Origin of the sequence: Poseidonocella sedimentorum (assembly GCF_900116005.1) — a bacterium.
GTDB lineage: Bacteria > Pseudomonadota > Alphaproteobacteria > Rhodobacterales > Rhodobacteraceae > Poseidonocella > Poseidonocella sedimentorum.
This window is the reverse complement of sequence record NZ_FOYI01000005.1, coordinates 39495-59793: the sequence shown is the minus strand read 5'-3', so window position 1 is coordinate 59793 and position 20299 is coordinate 39495. Positions and strand designations below refer to the sequence as shown.

The 20299-nt window shown below is 67.8% G+C and carries 18 protein-coding genes; 7 read left to right on the top strand and 11 right to left on the bottom strand.

Going from position 1 to position 20299, the window contains the following annotated elements; translation table 11 throughout:
- Positions 1-6 precede the first annotated feature (6 nt).
- Positions 7-564 carry a ubiquinol-cytochrome c reductase iron-sulfur subunit gene (gene petA, locus BM353_RS08665; protein ID WP_092079990.1) on the bottom strand — a complete coding sequence of 186 codons (558 nt, stop codon included), beginning with the start codon at positions 562-564 and terminating at the stop codon, positions 7-9.
- A gap of 215 nt (positions 565-779) precedes the next feature.
- Here petA and BM353_RS08660 point away from each other — a divergent pair, with 215 nt between their 5' ends.
- The 3 genes from BM353_RS08660 to BM353_RS08650 all read left to right on the top strand — a co-directional run bounded on the left by BM353_RS08660 (position 780) and on the right by BM353_RS08650 (position 3935).
- Complete coding sequence (locus BM353_RS08660) at positions 780-1499, top strand: outer membrane protein (protein ID WP_092079409.1); 720 nt, start codon at positions 780-782, stop codon at positions 1497-1499.
- A 146-nt stretch (positions 1500-1645) separates the two neighbouring features.
- The gene (locus tag BM353_RS08655; protein WP_092079406.1) at positions 1646-2305 is read left to right on the top strand and encodes an ABC transporter ATP-binding protein; all 660 of its coding nucleotides are present in this window, start codon (positions 1646-1648) and stop codon (positions 2303-2305) included.
- Entirely contained in the window at positions 2283-3935 is a 1653-nt protein-coding gene (locus BM353_RS08650; protein ID WP_092079403.1) for a KpsE/RkpR family capsule polysaccharide export protein, read from the top strand. The genes BM353_RS08655 and BM353_RS08650 overlap by 23 nt, the downstream gene beginning before the upstream one ends.
- Positions 3936-4005: 70 nt before the next feature.
- Here BM353_RS08650 and BM353_RS08645 read toward each other — a convergent pair whose 3' ends face one another.
- The 6 genes from BM353_RS08645 to BM353_RS08620 all read right to left on the bottom strand — a co-directional run bounded on the left by BM353_RS08645 (position 4006) and on the right by BM353_RS08620 (position 10601).
- Positions 4006-6030: a M3 family metallopeptidase gene (locus BM353_RS08645; RefSeq protein ID WP_092079400.1), complete on the bottom strand. Its 2025-nt coding sequence runs from the start codon at positions 6028-6030 to the stop codon at positions 4006-4008.
- Positions 6031-6134: 104 nt separating this feature from the next.
- Positions 6135-7190, bottom strand: a complete 1056-nt coding sequence (locus tag BM353_RS08640; RefSeq protein ID WP_092079397.1) for a HesA/MoeB/ThiF family protein — start codon at positions 7188-7190, stop codon at positions 6135-6137.
- Positions 7190-7657, bottom strand: a complete 468-nt coding sequence (dut, locus tag BM353_RS08635) for a dUTP diphosphatase (protein ID WP_092079394.1) — start codon at positions 7655-7657, stop codon at positions 7190-7192. Before dut ends, BM353_RS08640 begins: the two co-directional genes overlap by 1 nt.
- A complete protein-coding gene (gene coaBC / locus BM353_RS08630; protein WP_092079391.1) occupies positions 7650-8861 on the bottom strand; it encodes a bifunctional phosphopantothenoylcysteine decarboxylase/phosphopantothenate--cysteine ligase CoaBC in 1212 nt (403 codons plus the stop codon). The genes dut and coaBC overlap by 8 nt, the downstream gene beginning before the upstream one ends.
- 91 nt (positions 8862-8952) lie before the next feature.
- Positions 8953-9729: a ChaN family lipoprotein gene (locus tag BM353_RS08625; protein ID WP_092079388.1), complete on the bottom strand. Its 777-nt coding sequence runs from the start codon at positions 9727-9729 to the stop codon at positions 8953-8955.
- Complete coding sequence (locus BM353_RS08620) at positions 9726-10601, bottom strand: RNA polymerase factor sigma-32 (RefSeq protein ID WP_092079385.1); 876 nt, start codon at positions 10599-10601, stop codon at positions 9726-9728. The genes BM353_RS08625 and BM353_RS08620 overlap by 4 nt, the downstream gene beginning before the upstream one ends.
- 225 nt (positions 10602-10826) lie before the next feature.
- Here BM353_RS08620 and BM353_RS08615 point away from each other — a divergent pair, with 225 nt between their 5' ends.
- Positions 10827-11513 (top strand): glutathione S-transferase, encoded by a 687-nt coding sequence (locus BM353_RS08615; RefSeq protein ID WP_092079987.1) that lies wholly within the window; start codon positions 10827-10829, stop codon positions 11511-11513.
- Between the two features lie 68 nt (positions 11514-11581).
- On the top strand, positions 11582-13108 hold the full coding sequence (locus BM353_RS08610) for a YifB family Mg chelatase-like AAA ATPase (RefSeq protein ID WP_092079383.1): 1527 nt from the start codon (positions 11582-11584) through the stop codon (positions 13106-13108).
- On the opposite strand, the gene BM353_RS08605 is transcribed toward BM353_RS08610, so the two are convergent.
- The 4 genes from BM353_RS08605 to rsmI all read right to left on the bottom strand — a co-directional run bounded on the left by BM353_RS08605 (position 13062) and on the right by rsmI (position 16214).
- Positions 13062-13976, bottom strand: coding sequence for an alpha/beta hydrolase (locus BM353_RS08605; RefSeq protein ID WP_092079380.1), 915 nt, complete (start codon positions 13974-13976; stop codon positions 13062-13064). The two genes, BM353_RS08610 and BM353_RS08605, sit on opposite strands and share 47 nt — an antisense overlap.
- Positions 13973-14914, bottom strand: a complete 942-nt coding sequence (gshB, locus tag BM353_RS08600) for a glutathione synthase (protein ID WP_092079377.1) — start codon at positions 14912-14914, stop codon at positions 13973-13975. Before gshB ends, BM353_RS08605 begins: the two co-directional genes overlap by 4 nt.
- A gap of 83 nt (positions 14915-14997) precedes the next feature.
- The gene (locus BM353_RS08595; RefSeq protein WP_245759607.1) at positions 14998-15360 is read right to left on the bottom strand and encodes a YraN family protein; all 363 of its coding nucleotides are present in this window, start codon (positions 15358-15360) and stop codon (positions 14998-15000) included.
- Positions 15357-16214 carry a 16S rRNA (cytidine(1402)-2'-O)-methyltransferase gene (rsmI, locus tag BM353_RS08590; protein WP_245759606.1) on the bottom strand — a complete coding sequence of 286 codons (858 nt, stop codon included), beginning with the start codon at positions 16212-16214 and terminating at the stop codon, positions 15357-15359. Before rsmI ends, BM353_RS08595 begins: the two co-directional genes overlap by 4 nt.
- Positions 16215-16301: 87 nt before the next feature.
- Here rsmI and BM353_RS08585 point away from each other — a divergent pair, with 87 nt between their 5' ends.
- Together BM353_RS08585 and BM353_RS08580 are read left to right on the top strand one after the other, a co-directional pair.
- The gene (locus BM353_RS08585; RefSeq protein ID WP_092079374.1) at positions 16302-17492 is read left to right on the top strand and encodes a penicillin-binding protein activator; all 1191 of its coding nucleotides are present in this window, start codon (positions 16302-16304) and stop codon (positions 17490-17492) included.
- On the top strand, positions 17452-20280 hold the full coding sequence (locus BM353_RS08580) for a [protein-PII] uridylyltransferase (protein WP_092079371.1): 2829 nt from the start codon (positions 17452-17454) through the stop codon (positions 20278-20280). Before BM353_RS08585 ends, BM353_RS08580 begins: the two co-directional genes overlap by 41 nt.
- Positions 20281-20299: the final 19 nt, after the last annotated feature.

Sequence of the window (20299 nt, the reverse complement as noted above, 5' to 3'; positions counted from 1 at the left end):
GCTCCTTTATCCCAGTTTGATCGTTGTTTCGTCTTCGAACGCGGCAATCGGGACGGCCATGTTCTCGGGCGCGGGGCCTTTGCGGATGCGGCCCGCGGTGTCGTAGTGCGATCCGTGGCAGGGGCAGAACCAGCCGCCGAAATCGCCCGCTTCGGCCAGCGGGACGCAGCCAAGGTGCGTGCAGACGCCGATCTGGACCAGCCATTCGCCGCTTTCATCGAGCGCGCGGTTCGCATCGCTCGCGGGGGCCGCGCCGAGGTTGGCGTTGCGCGCGTCGCTGTCCGGCAGGTCGGACAGGTCCACGGCGTTCGCCTCTTCGATCTCTTCGGCGGTCCGCCGGCGGATGAAGACCGGCTTGCCGAGCCATTTCACGGTCAGCTGCGTGCCCTCGGCGACATCCGACACGTCGACGCGAATCGACGACAGCGCCTTCACATCGGCGGAGGGGTTCATCTGGTTGACGAGAGGCCAGACGGCCGCACCGGTCGCAATCGCGCCGGCACCTGCCGTGGCGTAGTAGAGGAAGTCTCGGCGGGTGCCTTCGTGATCTTCTGCGTGGGACACGAGATTCTCCATTATAGGCCGGCATAGGCCGACATGCTAACCGGGCCGCAGGAATGCCCGCCGCCGCTTGGCGGGGCTTTTAACGCCCCGGGCCCAAGCCGTCCAGCGGACATTCCGGCGCAGGTGCCGCGTGGCGAAATTGCCGCAGTTGCGCCCTGTGTTGCAAGAGCTTAGACTCATTTTGACACGCTTACGTTCCGATTTGGACGATCCTCATGGCAAACACCCTGTTCCGCAGCACTGGCGACCGCATCGGCCTCGCCGCCACCCTGATCACCGTTTTTGCCGGCGCGGCCACCATGACCGCCGCGCAAGAAGGGCCGCTGGGCGGCTTTCTGGGGGGCGATCTGGAGCTCAGCATCTACTCCGGCATGCAGACCGCGCCGCACAGCCGAATCGAGGGCGACTATCCCGGCGGCGGCGACATCGACAGTCTCATCGGCTGGGAGGGGCGCAGTTTCGAGGCCCCGCCCTATTACGGGCTGCGCGCGACGTGGTGGCGCAGCGAGCGGATCGGCTACGGTGTCGAATTCACTCACGCCAAGACCTACGCCCCCGATGACGAGAAGGCAGAGGCCGGGTTCGACCGGCTGGAATTTACCGACGGGCTCAACCTCCTGACGCTCAACGCCCATCGCCGCTGGCCCGATCGCTTCGGTGCCGTGACGCCATATGTCGGGGGCGGGCTCGGGCTCGCGATCCCGCATGTGGATGTGGAGACGACCGCGGGCGACAAGACCTTCGGCTATCAGGTGACCGGCCCCGCCGCACGGCTCACCGCCGGGGCGAGCTATGCGATTGGAGAGAGCACCTCGCTTTTCGGCGAGTACCAGTTCACCTATTCGTCCAACACCGCCGATCTCGACGGCGGCGGCGAGCTCAAGACCGACATCATCACCAACGCGCTCAACCTCGGGGTCAGCTTCAGTTTCTGATGCCGCGCAGCGACCGGCGCCCACCGCCGCCCGCCCTTTCTTTTCTGGTGGTTTCGCGCTAGAACGGCGCGCCGTGTGCCCGGCTTCCGGGCGCGCCGGCCACCACGATCCTCAAGGTCCGGGCCACCCCCGGCGCGCGCTCGCCCATGCTTGAATTCGACAGTGTCAGCAAATCCTTCTGGACCGGTGAGCGCCGCAAGGTGATCCTCGATCGCGCCTCCTTCCGCGTCGATCTTGGCCATTCTCTGGGCATCCTCGCGCCCAACGGCACGGGCAAGACAACGCTGATCCGGCTCATGTCGGGACTTGAAAAACCCGATGAGGGCGAGGTCCGGCGCGGCTGCCGCGTCTCCTTCCCACTGGGCTTCATGGGCGGCGTCGAGCGGCGTCTCTCGGCTATGGAAAACGCGCGCTACATCGCCCGGATCTACGGAACGGACCCCGATTACGTCGAGGCCTTCTGCCGCTGGCTGTGCGATCTGGAGGAGTATTTCGACCAGCCCGTCGCGACCTATTCCTCCGGGATGCGCGCGCGCCTGTCGGTCTCGCTGCTGCTCGCGATCGACTTCGACATCTACCTCATCGACGAGGGGATGCCCGGCGCCACCGACGTGGAGTTCAACCGCAAGGCCGGAGAAGTATTGAAAGAACGGCTCAGGACGACCACACTGGTGATGGTCTCGCACAGCCCCGGAATGTTGCGCCAGTTCGTCCGCTCCGCGGCGGTTCTGCGGGACGGTCAGTTGCATATGTTCGACACGTTGGAAGAAGCGAAGTCACTCTATGACTACGAAGATCAAGGTTAAGAAGTATCGTGTCGAACGCCGCCGCCCGGGCGCCGAACCGTCGCCCGCGCCTGCCGATCCGCCCTTTCCCGTCGCCGGTGAAAGCGGTGACGAGTTTCCGCAGGAGGCGGCCAATCCGAATCCGTCCCCCGAGGCGCCAGACGCCACGCCCCCCGCGCCGGGCAGTGCCGCCGAGGCGATCGCCGCGATTGGCAAGGAGGGGTTGACCACGCGCCAGCTGCGCATGGCCCGCCGTCTCGCCACCAAACACGGGCTGGAGCCGAGCTCGGATTACGACGCGGTGCACAAGCTGCGGGGCCGGGGAATCGATCCCTTCGCGCGGCCCAATTCGCTCTCCCGCCAGTCGGCGGGCGCCGCCGCCCCACAGCCGGCGCCCGCCGCCAAGGCCCCTACGGAGTCCGCCGAACCCGAACGCGTCCAACTCCCGCAGCGGCGCGAGAGCGACAGCCTGCCCGACCGGCCCAAACGGCGCAGCCCGCTCGATCAACGCATGGCCGAAGTGGCCCGCATCCAGCGCGAGATCGTCCGGCGCCGGCGCCGCAAACTCGCGCTGCTCTTTGCGCGTCTCTCCTTCTTCGTGCTGCTGCCCACCCTGATCGCGGGGATTTACTACACCCGGATCGCCACGCCGATGTACGCCACGAAATCGGATTTCGTCATCCAGACCGCCGAAACCGGGAGCAGCGGCGGATTTGGCGCGATGCTGCCGATGCAGCTCAATACCAACCGCGATTCGATCAACGTGCAGTCCTATCTCGAAAGTCGCGACGCGATGCTCCGGCTGGACGAGGAACTTCAGTTCAAGGCGCATTTCCAACAACCCTCGATCGACCCGCTTCAACGGCTGGACGCGGACGCGAGCAACGAAGACGCCTACAAGGTCTACTCCAAACGGGTGAAGCTCGGATACGATCCGACAGAGGGCGTGATCCGGATGGAGGTCATCGCCGCCGACCCGCAGACCAGCCAGCAGATCTCCGAACGCCTGATCGCCTACGCCGAAGAGCGGGTGGACAACCTCACGATCCGCAAGCGCGAAGACCAGCTGGCCGAGGCTCGGCGCACGTTGGAAAAAGCCGTGGACGATCGTCGCGCCGCGCAGGAGGCCCTCGTCGAGCTGCAGCAAACCGCCGCGTTGGTCGACCCCGAAGCGCGGATCTCGGCCCTGCGCGGCCAGATCACCCAAAGAGAGATCGAGCTGCAGGAAAAGCAACTCTCCCTCCAGGCGCTGCTCGACAACCTCCGGCCCAATCAAAGCCGCGTCGACGGGGTAGAGCGCGACATTTCCCGGCTGGAGGCGCTGCTTCAGGACCTGCGCAGGCAGATGAATGACGCGAACTCGGGAGAGGACTCGCTCGCCAATGTCACGACCCGCATCCGACTGGCACAATCGGACCTCGAGATGCAGAATCTCATGCTGCAATCGGCGCTGCAAAACATGGAAACCAGCCAGATCGAAGTGAACCGCCAGACGCGCTACCTGTCGCGCAGCGTCGACCCCGTGGCGCCCGACGAGGCCACCTACCCGCGCGCGTTCGAAAACACCGCCCTCGCCTTTCTGATCTTCTCCGGGCTCTATCTCGTCCTGTCGCTCACGATCTCCGTGCTGCGAGAACAGGTCTCGACCTGAGCGACATCCGAGCGGGGCCGGAAAATGATCGATCATTTTCCGGCCCGTTTTCTGATTGATCAGAAAACGGCTAGGCGTCACCGGCTGCGATCAGGGCCCGGCCTTTGAGCAGAGCGTCGACGTCGGGCATTGCCCCGCGAAAGGCGAGGTAGAGCGTTTCGGGATCGTCGCTTCCGCCAGTGGAGAGGATGTGGCGCTCAAGCGATTTCGCGGTTTGCGAATCGAAAGGATCGCCCGCCGCTTCGAAGGCCGAGAAGGCATCCGCGTCCATCACTTCGGACCACATGTAGCTGTAGTACCCGCTTGAATAGCCGTCGCCCGCGAAGACATGGGCAAACTGTGGTGTGGCGTGGCGCATCCGGATCGCGGCAGGCATGTGCAGCGCGTCGAGCACTTCGGCCTGTTTCTGCATCACATCGGCGGGGGCTGCGTCTTCGTGAAAGGCCAGATCGACCATGGCCGAGGCCACGTATTCCACCGTCTGGAACCCCATGTCGAAGGTCGCCGCGGAGAGCAGGCGCTGGAGCATGTCCTCCGGCATCGCCTCCCCGGTCTCGCAGTGCGTCGCAAACTCCCCCAGTACCTCGGGCACCTCCAGCCAGTGCTCGTAGAGCTGGCTCGGCAGTTCCACAAAATCGCGTGCGACAGAGGTTCCCGACAGGCTTTCGTAGCGCACGTCCGAGAGCATCTGGTGGAGCGCGTGGCCGAACTCGTGGAACAGTGTGCGCGCGTCGTCATAAGAGAGAAGCGCCGGGTCGGACTTCGCGAAGTTGCAGACGTTGATGACCACGGGGCCCTGAACGTCCGGAAACTTTCGCTGGCCGCGCATCGCCGAGCACCAGGCGCCCGAGCGTTTCGAGCCGCGCGCGAAGTAGTCCCCGATGAAGACCGCCACATGTTCGCCTCCGCGCGTGACCTCCCAGGCCCGGCAATCGGGGTGATAGAGCGGAATGTCGACCGGAGCGAACTCCAGCCCGAAGAGCCGCGTCGCGCAGGTGAAGGCCGCTTCGATCATCCGGTCGAGTTGCAGATAGGGCTTGAGCGCGGCCTCATCGAGATCGTGCTCGGCCTTGCGGCGTTTCTCGGCGTAGTAGCGCCAGTCCCACGGCTGGAGCGGCCCGTCGATGCCCTCCTCGGCCATCATTGCCGCGAGCACCTCGGCGTCCTCCTCCGCGCGGGCCTTGGCCGGTTCCCAGACGGCCATGAGCAGCGCGCGCACGCGCTCCGGCGTCTTGGCCATCTCGGTTTCCAGCTTGAAGGCCGCGAAGCTCTCATAGCCCAGCAGCGCCGCGCGCTCCTGGCGCAGGGCGAGGATTTCGGCACAGATCGCGCGGTTGTCCGTCTCGCCGCCATTCGCTCCACGCGCCTCCCAGGCCCGGAAGGCGCGTTCGCGCAGATCCCGGCGCGGCGAAAATTGCAGGAACGGCACGATCAGCGAGCGCGAGAGCGTGATCACCGGCCCCTCGGCCCCCTTTTCCGCCCCGGCCGACCGGGCCGCGGATTTGACGAACTCGGGCAGCCCGTCGAGATCGGCCTCCGAGAGCGGCATGGTCCAGGCGGACTCATCGGCGAGAAGGTTCTGGGTGAACTCGGTCCCGAGGACGGCGAGCCGCGAGGTGATCTGCCGCATCCGCGCTTCGTCCTCGCCCTCAAGCGCCGCGCCCGCGCGCAGGAAAGCGCGATGCGTCAGCATCAGGAGCCGCGCCTGTTCAGGCGTGAGGTCAAGGCCGTCGCGACCCTCCCAGAGGGTACGGATGCGCTGGAACAGGGCCGAATTCGCGTAGTATTCGCTACGGTATTCGGCGAGCCGGGGCGAAAAGGCGCGTTGGAGCGCCTGGCGGGTGTCGTTGCTGTCGGCGCCAGAGACGGTGAAAAACACCGAAAGCACCTTGTCGAGATCCTCGCCCACGCGTTCCAGCGCTTCGATGGTGTTGGCGAATGTGGGGGGCTCGGCTTGATCGGCGATGGCCGCGATATCGGCCCGCGCGCGCTCCAGCGCCGTCTCGAATCCCGGCTCGAAATGCGTGTCCTCGATGGCATCGAAGGGCGCGATGGAAAACGGTGTGGTCCAATCGTCGAGCAGTGGGTTTGTCATGGAGGCCTCTGGGGTAAATTGGGGGCGTTCGGCGTCTGTGTCCCCGTGAAGATGAGGCTCCGGCCGGTGGAGCGCAAGGGCGGGCGTATGGCGCCGCGCCGCGATCAGGCCTGCGCGCGCCCCGCGCCGCAGACCGGACAGTCGGGGCGGGATTTCAGCCGGACGCGGCGGGTCTCGCCGTAGAGCGCGTCAAAGATCAGCATCTCGCCCTCAAGGCCCGCGCCCGCGCCCGTGATCCGTTTGATCGCCTCGTTCGCCATCATCGCGCCGACGACGCCGGGCAATGTCCCGACGACGCCCGCTTCGGCGCAGCTCGGCGCGAGGCCCGGCGCCGGGGCCTTGGGAAAGATGCACTCGTAACAGGGCGTGCCGCGCGCCGGATCGAAGACCGAAAGCTGCCCTTCCCACTGGCTCAGCGCGCCGGAGATCAGCGGCTTGCCGAGCCGGGCCGCCACGCGGTTGGCGAGATAGCGGGTCTCGAAATTGTCGGTTCCGTCGAGGATCATGTCATAGTCGGCGAGCAGGTCTTCGGCGATGGTCTCGTCAAAGCGCCGGTGATAGGGGCGGATATCCACATGCGGGTTGAGCGCCTTGAGGGCGGCTTCGGCGGAGAAGACCTTGGGCATGCCGCTGCGGGCGTCGGTGTGGATCACCTGGCGCTGCAGGTTGGAGAGCTCCACCACGTCATCATCAATAACGCCGATCGTGCCGACCCCGGCGGCGGCGAGATATTGCAGCGCGGGCGCGCCGAGCCCGCCGGCCCCGAGCATCAGGACACGCGCCTGTTTCAGCGCCTTCTGCCCCGGCCCGCCAACCTCGCGCAGCACGATATGGCGTGCATAGCGTTCCAACTCGGCCTCGGAAAACCGGTCCTGCCGGGGGGCGGGGCGCTCCGGCGCCTGATCCGCGATCCGGGCCTTGAGCCGCCCAAGGAGGCGGCGATAGATCAGCACGAGCGCTGCGAGGCCGCCGAGGATGAGCCAGCCCGCCGCGCCGCCGCCGGTCGCCTCGCGCAGGGGGGCGCCCTCGGGCAAGGTGAGCTGTATCAGGATCACCGCGACGTAGAGCACGCCGATAAGCGCCCATCTCTGGGCCTTGGGCGCGTCCGTCAGGTGGCCTGCGCCCCAGATCGCCGCCGCCACGGCGAGGACCAGAAGCATCAGCGCGTCCCCGTGGAGCCGAATCCGCCCGCGCCGCGCACCGTGTCCGGCAGTTCTTCGACCGCGCGGAACGCCGCACGCACCACCGGGGCCACGACCATCTGCGCAATGCGCATCCCGTGGGTGACTTCGAACATCTCGGTGCCCGCGTTGAGCACGATGACGCCAAGCGGGCCGCGATAGTCGGCATCGATGGTGCCGGGGCTGTTGGGCAGGGTGAGCCCGTGTTTGAGCGCAAGGCCCGAGCGCGGCCGCAGCTGGACCTCGAAGCCCGCGGGGATCGCGATGCGCAGCCCTGTCGGCACGAGCGCGCGCGAGCCCGGCGCAAGACGAAGCCCGCCGCGCGCCACGGCCGGGAAATTGGCCCGGATGTCGGCACCCGCCGCGCCGGCGGTGGCATAGTGGGGCAGCCCGAGCGCGCGATCCGCGCCCTCCTCCCACAGAAACTCCACCGTCACCTCACTCATCGGCCGCAGGCCCCCCGAGCGCCTCGGCGATCCGCGCCGCCAGCTTGCGCGCCACCATGTCCTTGGCCATGCGTGGCCAGCTCTCGTGGCCGTCCTTGTAGATGAGGGTGACGGCGTTTTCGGCCCCGCCCATGATGCCCGTTTCCGGTGAGACATCGTTGGCGATGATCCAGTCGCAGCCCTTGCGCGCGCGCTTGGCGGTGGCGTGCTCCAGCACGTCGTCGGTCTCGGCGGCAAAGCCCACCACGAGCGCCGGGCGGGCGGTCTTGCGCTGCGCAACGCCGGCGAGGATGTCGGGGTTTTCGGCGAACTCCAGCGCCGGCATCCCGCCACCGGTCTTCTTGAGCTTGCGGCTGCTTTGCCGGGCCACGCGCCAGTCGGCCACCGCCGCGGCAAAGATCGCCGCATCGGCGGGCAGCGCCGCGTCCACCGCTTCGGCCATCTCGCGGGCGGTCTCGACGGGGTGGACCGTAACCCCCCTTGGCGGCGGGACCGAGGCGGGACCGGTGATGAAGACCACCTCCGCCCCGAGGGCCGCGAGGGCGGCGGCAATCGCCGTGCCCTGAGCGCCGGAGGAGCGGTTGGCGATGTAGCGGACGGGGTCGATGGGCTCGTGCGTCGGGCCGGAGGTCACCACGATGCGCCGCCCCTTGAGCGGCCCGTCCACGAGCCGCGCGGTCGCCGCCTCGACGATCTCCATCGGCTCCGCCATCCGTCCCGGCCCGTATTCGCCGCAAGCCATGTCGCCCTCGTTGGGCCCCACAAGCGCGATCCCATCGCCGCTCAGGGTCGCGAGGTTGCGCTGCGTCGCCGGATGCTCCCACATCCGCACATTCATCGCCGGGGCGATGAGAACCGGCGTGTCGGTGGCCAGAAGGAGCGTCGAGGCGAGGTCATCGGCCTGCCCGCCCGCCATCTTGGCCATGAGGTCCGCCGTCGCGGGGGCGACGACGATGAGATCGGCCACGCGGGAGAGCTGGATATGGCCCATGTCGGCCTCATCGGTGAGATCGAACAGATCGGTGTAGACCTTCTCGCCCGCCAGCGCCGCGACCGAGAGCGGCGTGACGAATTCGGCGCCTGCGCGGGTGAGGACCGGCGTGACCGCAGCGCCGCGCTCGCGCAATCGGCGGATCAGATCCAGCGCCTTGTACGCCGCGATGCCGCCGCCAATGATCAGAAGAATACGCTTGCCGTTCAGCATTTTGCCCCCGAAATCCGGCCCCTTGCGCCCGCGCCGGACACCGCTTGACCCCTTGCGGGGCAACTTACGCAGGCGCCGATGCGGTGGCAAGCTACCGGAAGGCGGCGCAGGGATCTTCGCGCGGGATCGGCGGCGTGATGATCAACTCATCGAACCCAGCGCCGAATTCCGCGCCCTCTTCGGCCTGGCCGATGGTGACGATGGTGATCTCCGGCGCGGCCCGGCGGAGCAGGAACGGCGCGCCCCAGTCGGGCCGGGCGTGGCCGGTTCCGGTGATCACGGCGACGGGCCCGCCGGTCTCGCTGAGCGCGATCTCGGCCACGCGGGCAAGCTCGGCATCGCGCAGCCGCTGAACCATGACCATCCCGGGCAGAAGCGCCTCGGGCAGCATGTCGCAATGGGCGCTGGCCTGCATCGCCTCTCGCGCCGCCTGCTGATCCTCGGGCAGCGGCTCCGTGAGGCCAAATCGCGCCGCGTCCCCGTCAAACACCGGCTCCGCCCCCTCGTTCAGCGCTGTGCGGGCAAGCTCCCGCGGGATCGCCGCGCCATAGATGCGCGCCTCCGGGGCGGCGGTGAAAATCGGATAATACATCGCGAAATCGGGCCAGCCGCTCTCCGCCCAGCCAAGCGCGGCCTCAAGCGCCGCCGCGTCCCGACGCAGCTCCTCAGTCACGCGCGCCGCCACACCCGCCTCCAGCATCTCGAACACCAGTGCGGCGGGCGCAAGCTCGGCCACGCGCGCGGCCTGAACCGCATGATGCGCGGGGTTGTCATGCACCTCGCCGATAAACACCACATCCGCCCCGGGCCCCGCCACGGCAGGCGCGGCGGAAAGGCAAACGGCGATCGTGGCGGCAAGACCCCTCATAGGAGAAAGTCGTGCACCTCGCGGGATTCGCTTTCAAGGGTCTTGCGCATTTTCTGAAACGCCGCCGCCTCAAGCTGGCGGACGCGTTCCTTGGACAGGCTGAGCTCCTTGCCGAGGCTTTCCAGCGTGCGGGGCTCGTCGCGCAGCTTGCGCTCCCGGACGATGAACCGCTCGCGCTCATTGAGCCTGGTCAGCGCTTCGAGGAGCCAGGCGCGGACCTGATCGGTATCATGCGCGGTCTCGACGGTGTCCGCCGCCTGCGGCCCGGTGTCTTCCAGCGCGTCGATCCACTCGCGGCCCTCATCCTCGGAGGATTGAGTCGCGTTGAGCGAATAATCCGAGCCCGACAGCCGCCCCTCCATCATCTCCACATCATGCAGCGGCACGCCCACTTCCGTCGCGATGAGCTGGCGCAGCTGGTGCCGGTCAAGCTCCTGGCCATCGGCCATCGCCTCGCGCTCGATGCGGGCCTGGACCCGGCGCATGTTGAAGAAGAGCGATTTCTGGGAGGAGGTCGAGCCGGTCCGGACCATGGACCAGTTGCGCATCACGTAATCCTGAATCGAGGCCTTGATCCACCAGACCGCATAGGTCGAGAATCGCACGCCGCGGTCGGGATCGAACTTGTCGGCCGCCTTCATCAGGCCGAGCCCCGCCTCCTGAATGAGGTCATTCATCGGCGCGCCGTAGCGGCGAAACTTGGAGGCCATCGAGATCGCCAGCCGCATGTAGGCGTTGATCAATCGGTGCAGCGATTTCTCATCCCGCTCGTCGCGCCAGGCCCGGGCGAGCTTCTGTTCGGTTTCTGCATCGAGCAGCTCGGCGCGCATCGCATTTCGCGAAAACGCATTGTCCGCGGCAGTCTGTGTCATTGCACGTCTCCCTGAAGCCGGATCGCTATTTCAATGATACGATCTTGAAAAACTCGATAGGACTACGCTTGAACGCCGGCATCGGTTCACTATTCATAGCGTGTTTTTTTCGCCGGGTAGCTTCACGTTTCGTTGTGGAGGTGGCCTCAATTATTCATTTTACCCGCGCATGCTCTTGGAAATAAGGTGTTTTCAACCGGATACATGACAGATCAGGAGCCGCCGATGGCCCGCTACCTTCTCGCCCTTGGCGATCGCGCCTATTCCTCGTGGTCGCTGCGCGGCTGGCTTTTGTTCGAGAAATTCGGGCTGACGGCGGAGTATCGGTTCGGCCGGCTCTATGATCCGGCCTTTGGCGAGATGCTCGCCGAATTCGCGCCGGCCGAGACGGTCCCGGCGCTGAAGATCGACGATCTGGTGATCTGGGACAGCCTCGCCATCGCCGAAGAGCTCGCCACTCGCCATCCCGGCGCCGGGCATTGGCCCGCCGATCCTCGGGCGCGGGCAATGGCGCGGACGCTCGCGGCGGCGATGCATTCGGGGTTTGGCGCGCTGCGCGACTATTGCCCGATGAACCTGCGGGTGAGCTTTGCCGACTGCTCCCCGCCCGACGCGGTGTTGCGGGACGTGGCCCGGCTGACGGACCTCTGGGCGCGGGCGCGGGCCGACTTCGGCGGCGACGGGCCATGGCTCTGCGGGGCGTATTCCGTGGCCGATGCCTTCTTTGCCCCGGTGGCGGCGCGGATCGCGGGGTATAACCTGCCGATCGACGAGGCCGGCGCGGAGTATGTTTTCGCGCATCTCACCGAGCCGTGCTTCCGCGACTGGCGGGCCCAGAGCCTGACCGACGGGCCCGATCAGCCGTTCTACGCCCGCGACTGGCCCCTGCGGGACTGGCCCGCGCCGGTCTGAGAGCGCCTTCACCCCCCGGTAACCTTTGGCGCGCTAGGGTCCGGGCCGGAACATCCGGAGAACCCGTCATGGTCGCGCGCGCCTGTACCGTCGCATTCGAAGGGGTCGAGGCCCGCATGGTGGAGGTGCAATGCGCCGTCACGCCCGGCCTGCCGGCCTTTGCCATCGTCGGGCTGCCCGACAAGGCGGTCTCGGAGGCGCGGGACCGCGTCCGCGCGGCGCTGGCCTCGATGGGCATCGCCCTGCCCTCCCGCCGGATCACGATCAACCTCTCGCCCGCCGACCTGCCCAAGATCGGCAGCCACTTCGACCTGCCCATCGCCGTGGCGCTGCTCGCCGCGCTGGAGATCATCCCCCAGGACGCGACCGAGGAGCTCGTCGCGCTCGGGGAGCTGTCGCTGGACGGCACGATCGTCCCGGTGATCGGCGCCCTGCCCGCCGCGATGGCCGCCGCCGAGGAAGACCGCCACCTGCTTTGCCCCCGCGCCTCCGCGCCCGAAGCGGCCTGGGTCGGGGCCTGCACCGTGATCGGTGCGCGCACGCTGGGCGAGGTTGTGGGCCACTATTCGGGCCGCGCGCCGCTTGCGCCGGCCGAGCCGGGCGAGGTGACCTCCGAGGCCAAGTTCCGCGATCTGCGCGATGTAAAGGGTCAGGAACGGGCCAAGCGGGCGATGGAAATCGCCGCCGCGGGCCGCCACCACATGATCATGATCGGCACGCCCGGAAGCGGCAAATCCATGCTCGCCGCGCGGATGCCGGGGATCCTGCCGCCGCTGACCGCCACCGAGGCGCTGGAGACGTCGATGATCCATTCGGTCGCGGGGCTGCTCGAAGAGGGCGGCATCTCGCGCACGCGGCCTTTCCGGGAGCCGCATCACACCGCCAGCCAAGCCGCGATCATCGGCGGCGGCCGGACGGCCCAGCCGGGCGAGATCAGCCTTGCCCACAACGGCGTGCTCTTTCTCGATGAATTCCCCGAGTTCCCCCGTCAGGTGCTCGAAACCCTGCGCCAGCCAATCGAGACCGGCGAGGTGATGATCGCGCGGGCCAATGCCCATGTGCGCTATCCCTGCCGGTTTTTGCTGATGGCCGCGGCCAATCCCTGCAAATGCGGCTACATGAGCGATCCTGCGCGCGCCTGCGCCCGGGTGCCAAACTGCGGCGAAGATTACCTCGGGCGTATTTCCGGCCCGCTGATGGATCGGTTCGATCTGCGCATCGATGTGCCCCCGGTGGCATTTTCAAACCTCGACCTGCCCGCCAGCGGCGAGCCGTCCGCCACGGTGGCGGCGCGCGTGGCCAAGGCCCGGGCGCGGCAGGATGCGCGCTTTGCGGACGCTGCGGGCATGCGGACGAATGCCGATGCCGAGGGTGAGCTGCTGGAGCAGATCGCCGCGCCGGATGCCGAAGGGCGGGAGCTTCTGACCCGCGTCGCCGGGCAGTTCAGCCTCTCGGCACGGGGGTATCACCGGGTGCTACGCGTGGCGCGGACCATCGCCGATCTGGCCGGCAGCGAGGCGGTCCGGCGGCCCCACGTGGCCGAGGCGATCAGCTTTCGTCTGGCCGAGGCGCCGCTGTCGTCGCAAGCGGCCTGATCCACGCGGCGAGGTGGCGCAGCGTCGCCCGCGCTTCGGGCAGGTAGCTGTGAAAGATCGGCCAGACATGGGGCAGATCGCCCTCGATGATCTCATCGACCTCGACCCCCTCGGCCCGCAGGGTCTCGGCCATGCGCAGCGTATCGTCGCGCAGGATCTCGGTGCGCCCCACCGTGAGCCAGACCGGCGGCGCGCCGTTGAACCCTGCATGGAGCGGCGAGGCCCTGGGGTCGCGCGGATCGGCATCGCCCAGGTACATCTCCCCCATTTCCGAGGCGCGCGCGGCGGGCAGCATCACGTCCCGCGCCGCGTTCTCGCTGAAGCTCCTGCCGGAAAACGTCATGTCCGTGAGCGGAGAAAACGCAAACACGCCGAGCGGCTTGGGCAGGCCTTGGCGCAGGATCTCGGCCAGCAGCGCCAGCGCCAGACCGCCGCCCGCGCTGTCGCCGCCGATGATCACCCCGCCGGGCGCCGCCGCCATCGCGCGATAGGCCGCCAGCGCATCGTCAAAGGCGGCCGGAAACGGATGCTCCGGCGCGAGGCGGTAATCGGGCAGGACGGCCTCCAGCCCGGTCATCTGCGAGATCTTGCCGAGCAAGCCGTGATGCGTCCGGGCCGAGCCGAAAACATAGCCGCCGCCGTGCAGGTAGAGAATCCGCGGCCCGGCGCCGGGCCGCTCAGCGCCCACCACAAGCGCCGGAACGCCGCCCACCGTCTCGCGCCGCACCTCCGCTGCGCGCGGCGGGCGGAAGAACAGCCGGGACTTGGTCTCCAGATTGCGCCGCACGGTCTCCGGCGCGCCCTTGGCCAGAACCGGGCGCTCCGTCAGGCGGAGCCACCGGTTCAGCAAAGGGCGCTGCCAGCTCATGCGCGGCGCGCTTCGATGGCGTCCCAGATCTTGCCGGTGACGTTCACCCCGTCGAAGCGCTCCAGTTCCTGCAACCCGGTCGGCGAGGTCACGTTGATTTCGGTGAGGTAGTCGCCGATCACGTCGATCCCGACGAAAATCTGGCCCTTCTCGCGCAGGAGCGGCCCGATGGCGGCGCAAATCTCGCGGTCGCGGTCCGTCAGGCCGATCTTCTCGGCCCGCCCGCCCACATGCATGTTGGAGCGCGTCTCGCCCTTTTGCGGCACACGGTTGATCGCGCCCACCGGCTCGCCATCGACGAGGATCACCCGCTTGTCGCCGTTCGACACGTCCGGCAGGAACTTCTGGACAATCAGCGGCTCGCGCGAGAACCCGGTGAACAGCTCGTGCAGCGACGACAGGTTCCGGTCATTGGCATCAAGCCGGAACACCCCGGCCCCGCCATTGCCGTAGAGCGGCTTGAGGATGACGTCCTGATGCTCGGCCTTGAAGGCGCGGATGGTGTCGAGATCGCGGGCGATGGTGGTGGGCGGGGTCAACTCGGGGAAATCGAGCACCAGCAGTTTTTCGGGGTAGTTGCGGACCCAGAATGGATCGTTGACCACCAGCGTGCCCGGCGTGACGCGCTGCAACAGGTGGGTCGTGGTGATGTAGAACATGTCGAAGGGCGGGTCCTGCCGGAGCCAGACCACGTCCCAGTCGGCAAGGTCGATCTCCTGCTCCTGTCCAAGCTCGAAATGATCGCCAACCACGCGGCGCACGGTCAGCGGCCAGCCGCGCGCGGTGACGCGCCCGTCGCGGAAAGCGAGCTTGTCGGGCGTGTAGTAGAAGAGCTCATGCCCGCGCGCCTGCGCCTCTTCGGCGATGCGAAACGTGCTGTCGGCGTTGATGTCGATCGGCCCGATCGGGTCCATCTGGATTGCGACCTTGAGCGTCATTCTATTCCCTTTCCCGCGGGCCGTCGGCGGCCCCGATCTTCATGGCCCAAGCCTCGGCCGGGTGCAACGGATATGAGGTTTGATCACAGCCCGAGGTTTTCAACCACCTCGACCGCGCCGGCCGCGTCGACGAGGGCCAGATCGATCCGCATCGGCGTCAGCGCGCCGCGCGGGCGGGTGGCGAGAAACTCCTCGGCGGCGGCCTGAATCCGGGCGAATTGCGCGGGCCGGAGGCGGGTCGCGGCGGCGGCGAAGCTGCGCGATGCCTTGACCTCGACGAAAATCACCTCCTCGCCGCGCGCGAGGATCAGGTCGATCTCGCCGGCCTCCCCGCGCCAGTTGCGGGCAAGCTCTGAATGGCCAGCCGCGAGGTAATGCCGCAGCACGCTCTGCTCCGCCGCGGCCCCCGCAAGCTGGCCGCGCGCGCCGGTGATCCGGCGGCTCACTTCGACAGCTCCAGCGCCATCTGGTAGACTTCGCGGCGCTTGTGGCCGAAGGCCGTGGCGACCGTATCGGCGGCATCGCGTACCGACATGGTGGCCAGCGCCGCCTCCAGCGCGCTGGCGATATCCGCCGCGTTGGCCTCCGCCGCTTCGCCGCGCCCGATGAGGACCACGATCTCGCCCTTGGTCGTCTCGCCCGCGAACGCGTCGGCAAGCTCACCCAGCGGCGCGCGGCGCACGTCCTCGAAGCGTTTCGTCAACTCGCGGCAGACCGCCGCCTCGCGCGCAGGCCCCAGCACCGCCGCCGCATCGCGCAGCATCGCGGCCACCCGTTTGGGGGATTCGTAGAACACCAGCGTGGCGGGGATCTCGGCAAGCGCCTCAAGCTCCGTCTGCCGGGCCTTTTCGGCGTTGGGCAGGAAACCCACGAAGAGAAACCGATCGGTGGGCAGCCCGGCGATGGCCAGCGCCGCGATGGCCGCCGAGGGGCCCGGCGCGCCGGTGACCGGCAGATCGGCCAGCCGCGCGGCGCGCACGAGTTGGAAGCCGGGATCGGCGACCAGCGGCGTGCCGGCCTCGGAGGCATAGGCCACGCTTTTCCCGGCGGTGACTTCGGCCAGAAGCCGGTCGCGGATCTGGGGGCCGCTGCGGTCGTGATAGGCGATGACGCGGCGGTCGCCGAGCTTGACGCCGTGGATTTCCATCAGACGCCGCAGCGAGCGGGTATCCTCGGCCGCCAGCACATCGGCCTTGGCCAGGGTATCAAGCGCGCGCAAGGTGATATCCCGCGCCGTTCCGATCGGGACGGAGACCAGATACAGCCCGGCGGCGAGCGGCCGCGAATCCTCATTCCACACTGGACCCGCCTCCGCTGTCCGCTATAGTCCCCACTAACCAGGCGGGCCCGCAAGGCGCCTGCGACAGATCAGGGGATAGTCAGTACCATGTTCGCGTTCCTTCGCTCAATCCGCAACCGGCTTTCGCGCGGCGCAATCGTGCTTTCGGCGCTTGCCGTGGCGGCCTGTGATCCCGGGGCCTTCCCGCTGGCGGGGGGCGGCGCGTTTGGGCCTAGCATCGATCCGGCCGAGACGGTCACGGTTGCGCTGCTTGTGCCCAAGAGCCATTCCGGCGCGGCGTCGGTGGCTCAGGGTCTGGAAAACGCGGCGCGACTGGCGGTGGCTTCCCAGAGCGACGCGAAGATCGACCTGCGCGTCTATGACACGGCGGGCGATCCCGAACGGGCGGCGCAGCAGGCGCTTCAGGCGGTGGATGATGGCGCCAAGATCGTGATCGGCCCGCTCTTCGGCGCGGCGGCCAATGCCGCGGGGGTCGCGCTCGCGGGCTCGGGCGTCAAGGTCCTGACCTTCTCCAACAACGTCGAATACGCCGGCGGCAACGTCTTCCTGCTTGGCAACACCTTCACCAACACCGCCGACCGTCTGGCGGGCTATCTGAGCACCCAAGGCATCAACCGCTACGTGAGCGTCTATGCCGACAGCGCCAGCGCGCCGACCGGGCTCATCGGCAATGCCGCAATCGGCTCGGCGGTGCAGGCCAACGGCGGCACGGTTGTCGCTTCGGTGGGCTATGAGCTGAGCCAGAGCGGCATCATGGCGGCGGGCCCGCGGGTGCGCGCGGCGGTGAGCGCCAACAACGCGCAGGCGGTGTTCATGACCGCCGATGTCGCCACCGACCTGCCCTTCCTGCTGACCTTCCTGCCCGAAGCGGGCGTCGATCCGGCCACGACCCAATATGTCGGGCTGACCCGCTGGAACGCCTCGCCGCAGATCGGCGATCTGCCCGGTGCGGAGGGCGGGATCTTCGCCATTCCCGATCAGGACGCGAGCTCGCGGTGGAATTCGAGCTACGCCACCGCCTACGGCGCCTTGCCGCACCCGCTCGCCGGGCTTGGCTATGACGGCGTTTCGGCCGTGGCCTCGCTCATCGCAAGCGGCGGCGATGCGTTCAGCACCGCATCCATCACCCGCGCGCGCGGCTTTGCCGGCTCGACGGGCGCCTTCCGCCTTCTGCCCAATGGCACCAACCGGCGCGCGCTCGCAGTCGCCCAGATCCGCGATCAACAGGTAATCGTCCTTGACCCCGCGCCAAGCACCTTCGGTGGCGCCGGTTTCTGAACCGGCCGCCGCCCGCCACACCCCGTCAGATCGCCCCCTTCCGCCGTCGGCGCCGCTCATCGTGGCGCCGGAGCGGTTGTTTGATACCGATGCGGTCTATGCCGAGATCGAGGATCTGGCGCGCACCCATGACGAGGCGTCCGCCTTTCGCGGCGCGCTGGTCCGGCTCCTGCTCGCCCGGCGCAAGGCGGGAATGGCGCTGATCGAGGAGGCCTTCACCGCCCGGCCCTTCGACGCCCGCCCCACCACGCGCGCCTATTCCTGGCTCACCGATTGCATCGTCGTCACCGCGCTGCACGCGGTCAAGCGCCACCTCCACCCGCTCTCCAACCCGACCGAGGGCGAGCGGCTCTCGGTCCTTGCCGTCGGGGGCTCGGGGCGGGGCGAGATGGCGCCCTACTCCGATGTCGACCTGCTGTTCCTCACGCCCTACAAGACCACGCCCTGGGCCGAGGCGGTGGTCGAATCCATGCTCTACGTGCTGTGGGACCTGCACCTGAAGGTCGGCCACGCGACGCGCACGATCCGCGATTGCCTCCGGCTCGGCGCCGAGGACATGACCATCCGCACCGCGATGCTCGAACACCGGTTCCTCGCGGGCGATGCCGTGCTCGCCGGCAAGCTTCACGACAGGCTGTTCAACGATCTCTTTCAGGGCAGCGAGCGGGAATTCACCGAGGCCAAGCTTGCCGAACGCGACAGCCGCCACGAGAAACAAGGCCAGCGCTACATGGTCGAGCCCAACGTCAAGGAGGGCAAGGGAGGGTTGCGCGATCTCCAGTCGCTCTACTGGATCGCGAAATACCTCCACGGGGTGCAGGATGCGGGCGAGCTGGTCGGGCTCGGGCTCTTCACCGACGAGGAGTTCGCGGTCTTTGCCCGGGCGTCGGAGTTCCTCTGGGCGACGCGCTGCCACATGCATCTGATCACCGGCCGGCCCACCGAACAGCTCACCTTCGATCTGCAGGTCGAGGTCGCGGCACGGATGGATTATTCCGACCACGGCGGGCGCCGCGCGGTCGAGCATTTCATGCAGGACTACTTCCGCCATGCGACGTCTGTGGGTGATCTGACGCGGATCTTCCTTGCCAAGCTGGAGGCGGAAAACATCAGTGTGGCGCCGATGCTGCGCCGGTTCTTCCGCCGCACGCCGCGCCTGCGCAAGGGCTTTCGGGTGGTGACCGGGCGGCTCAGCATCGCCGACGAGGACGAGTTCCTGAGCGATCCGATCAACCTGCTGCGCCTGTTTCAGGAGGCGCTGCGCACTGGCCTGCTGATCCACCCCGACGCGATGCGCCTCGTGCCCGCCAACCTCGCGCTCTTCAACGACGAGCTGCGCCGCCGGCCCGAGGCCAACCGGATCTTCTTCGACACGCTGCTGAAATACGGCAACCCCGAACGCGCGCTGCGGCGGATGAACGAGCTCGGCCTGCTCTCCGCCTTCCTGCCCGAATTCGAGCCCATCGTGGCGATGATGCAGTTCAACATGTATCACAGCTACACCGTGGACGAACACACGATCCAGTGCATCAAGGTGCTCTCCGAGATCGAACACGGCGATCTGGTCGAAGAGCTTCCCGTCGCCTCCTCGATCCTCAACGAGGGCGTCAACCGCAAGATCATCTACACCGCGCTGCTGCTGCACGACATCGGCAAGGGCCGGGAGGAGGATCACTCGGTCCTCGGCGCCCAGATCGCGCGCAAGGTCGCGCCCCGGCTCGGGCTCAAGCCCAAGGAGGCCGAAACCGTCGAGTGGCTTGTGCGCTATCATCTGCTGATGTCGGACATGGCCCAGAAACGCGACATTGCCGATCCGCGCACCGTGCGCGATTTCGCCAAGGCGGTCCAGACGAAGGAACGGCTGGACCTGCTCTGCGTGCTCACGGTCTGCGATATTCGCGGCGTCGGGCCGAATGTCTGGAACAACTGGAAGGCGGCGCTGCTGCGCGCGCTCTACCGCCAGACGCGGCGGGCAATGGATGGCGGGCTGGAGGCGCTCAACCGCGAGCAGCGCGGCTCCGAAGCCAAGCGCAACCTGCGCGCGGCGCTGTCCGACTGGTCCGCGCGCGAGTTGCGGGCCGAAACCGGGCGGCATTATCCACCCTACTGGCAGGGTCTGCACGTGACCGCGCATGTGGTCTTTGCCCGGCTGCTGCGCGAGGTGACGGAAGGCAAGGTCGCGATCGATCTGCAGATCGACGAGGACCGCGACGCAACGCGCGCCTGTTTCGTGATGGAGGATCACCCGGGCATCTTCTCGCGGATCGCCGGGGCGCTGGCGCTCGTGGGGGCCAATGTGGTCGACGCGCGCACCTATACCACCAAGGACGGCTATGCGACCGCCGCCTTCTGGATCCAGGACGGCGACCAGACCTCCTATGAGGCCGACCGTCTGCCGCGCCTGACGCAGATGATCCACAAGACGCTGCGGGGCGAGGTCGTGGCGCGCGAGGCGATCAAGTCCAAGGACAAGCTCAAGAAGCGCGAGAAGGCCTTCCGCGTCCCCACGTCGATCACCTTCGACAACGATGGCTCGGACATCTTCACCCTGATCGAGGTCGACACCCGCGACCGCCCCGGCCTGCTCTACGATCTCACCCGGACACTGTCCGAGGCCAATGTCTACATCTCCTCCGCGGTCATCGCGACCTATGGCGCGCAGGCGGTGGATACCTTCTACGTCAAGGACATGTTCGGCCTGAAGTTCCAAAGCCTTTCCAAGCAGAAATCGCTTGAGCGCAAGCTGCGCACCGCCATCGAACAGGGCACCAAGAGGGCGCTGTCATGAGCCGCCGCCGGGAGCGCCT